This is a genomic window from Paraburkholderia elongata, assembly GCF_013177735.1.
Lineage (GTDB): Bacteria > Pseudomonadota > Gammaproteobacteria > Burkholderiales > Burkholderiaceae > Paraburkholderia > Paraburkholderia elongata.
Window position 1 is genome coordinate 1 of record NZ_WOEZ01000248.1, and the last position, 2668, is coordinate 2668.

The 2668-nt window shown below is 53.4% G+C and carries 1 protein-coding gene; it reads right to left on the bottom strand.

The annotated features are described in order from the left end of the window. Window positions 1-274: 274 nt before the first annotated feature. Entirely contained in the window at window positions 275-2479 is a 2205-nt protein-coding gene (locus GNZ13_RS42750) for an OsmC domain/YcaO domain-containing protein (protein ID WP_172176386.1), read from the bottom strand. Window positions 2480-2668 lie beyond the last annotated feature (189 nt).

Sequence of the window (2668 nt, forward strand, 5' to 3'; positions counted from 1 at the left end):
CAGGCTTCGCCTGGCCCTTGACCCCGCTACGGCGCTTCCTTACGGAGCCGCCCGATGGACCTGACCAATGATTCGTGAGTCAGTTCGTGAAAGGCCTTGACAACTTCCTGCTCATAGAAGGGTCATGCAGGAGTGGGCCGACTATATTGATCGGCTAAGCATGCCAACGACAGAAACCGGATCAAGCAAGAAGATCTGAGCGGCACACTACCCGATCGATCGCGTGCCGCAACACCCCAACTCTCACACCCCTCGAATCGCGCTAACCCTAACCCTAACTGGCTGTAGCCGCCACATTGGCTCGCGCCTTATGCAATTTTTTGTAGCTGTCGATCAGGCGGTGGTGCCTATCGAGACCCTCTAGTTTCATACTCGCTGGCGCTAACCCGAAGAAGCGCACGCTGCCGTCCACTGCCCCCATTACCGCGTCCATCCGAGCGTTGCCAAACATCCGACGGAAGTTGACCGCGTAGTCGTCCAGTTCCAGGTCGTCATCGAGCAGCACCTCCAGCACCACATTCAAGGCCTGGTAAAACAATCCGCGCTCGACCGTGTTGTCGTTGTACTGCAGGAAAGCTCCCGCCAGCTCTTGCGCCGCCTCAAATTGCTGCAAGGCGAGATGAATCAGCAGCTTCAACTCGAGAACTGTTAGCTGCCCCCAGTCCGTATTCTCGTCAAATTCGATGCCGATCAAAGTGGCAATATCGGAGTGCTCATCCAGCTCACTGTTATCCAACCGCTCAAGCAGTGCTGCCAGGCCGGCATCGTCCAGGCGATGCAAGTTCAAAATATCGGCGCGGAACAACAGCGCCTTGTTTGTGTTATCCCAGATCAAATCCTCTACCGGGTAAACTTCCGAATAATCGGGCACCAAAATCCGGCAGGCTACGGCACCCAGCTGGTCATACACCGCCATGTACACCTCTTTGCCCATGTCTTCGAGAATGCCGAACAAGGTTGCTGCTTCCTCGGCATTGGAGTTTTCACCCTGGCCAGAAAAATCCCACTCAACAAACTCGAAATTCGCTTTGGCGCTGAAAAAGCGCCACGACACCACACCGCTGGAATCAATGAAGTGCTCAACAAAGTTATTTGATTCAGTCACGGCGTTACTGACAAAGGTGGGCTGAGGTAAATCGTTCAGGCCTTCAAAACTACGCCCCTGCAGCAATTCCGTTAGACTCCGTTCCAGCGCCACCTCGAAGCTTGGGTGCGCGCCGAACGAGGCAAAGACACCGCCTGTCCGCGGGTTCATCAAGGTGACGCACATCACCGGGTAGGTCCCACCCAGCGACGCATCCTTTACCAGCACCGGAAAGCCCTGCTCTTCCAATCCCTGAATCCCGGCCAGAATGCCAGGGTATTTCGCCAGCACTTCGTGCGGCACATCAGGCAATGCGATTTCACCTTCCAGAATTTCGCGCTTTACCGCCCGTTCGAAAATTTCGGACAGACATTGCACCTGCGCTTCGGCCAGCGTATTACCGGCACTCATGCCATTGCTGACGAATAGGTTTTCGATCAGGTTGGACGGAAAATACACCACTTCGCCGTCCGACTGCCGCACATACGGCAGCGAACAGATACCGCGCTGCACATTGCCGGAGTTGGTGTCGTACAGATGCGAGCCATACAACTCGCCATCGGGATTATAAATTTGCAGGCAGTACGCATCCAGAATTTCAGCCGGCAGCGCATCATCAGGGCCAGGCTTGAACCAGCGCTCGTCCGGGTAATGTACAAACCCCGCATTGGCGATGTCTTCGCCCCAAAACGCACCGCCATAGAAATGGTTGCAATTCAGGCGCTCGATAAACTCTCCCAACGCTGACGCCAACGCGCTTTCTTTGGTCGCTCCCTTGCCATTGGTAAAACACATCGGCGAGTGCGCATCGCGGATATGCAGCGACCACACATTGGGAACGATATTGCGCCACGAAGCGATTTCAATCTTCATGCCCAAGCCCGCCAAAATGCCCGACATATTGGCGATGGTTTGCTCCAACGGCAGATCCTTGCCCGCAATATAGGTGCTGGCGTCAGAAGCCGGCTTCAACGTCAGCAAGGACTGAGCATCGGCATCCAAGTTCTCTACCTCTTCAATTACAAACTCGGGTCCGGCTTGCACCACTTTCTTCACTGTACAACGCTCAATAGAGCGCAAAATACCTCGGCGGTCTGCTTCCAAGATATCCGGCGGCAACTCAACCTGAATCTTGAAAATCTGTTGGTACCGGTTTTCCGGATCAACAATATTATTCTGCGACAGGCGGATATTTTCGGTAGGAATATTGCGAGTCACGCAGTACAACTTCACAAAGTAAGCTGCACACAAGGCCGATGAGGCCAGAAAATAATCGAAGGGACCAGGCGCCGAGCCGTCGCCCTTATAACGGATAGGCTGGTCGGCCACTACCGTGAAGTCATCGAACTTGGCTTCAAGACGTAGCTTATCGAGAAAGTTGACTTTAATTTCCATGGGGAAATTCCAAAAATTGTACTCAAAACAAAATATAAAGCGCTGTAAAAAAAACAGGGCTTTAAGTGTTCATGAGAAACGGATTTCAAACTTGGTGCCGTAACCGCCGAGCAACGTTTCGATCTCGGCATCGATGGTGTCTTTAGTCCAGGTGACGAAGCGACGCCAGTGGTATTTGGCGTGCTTCCA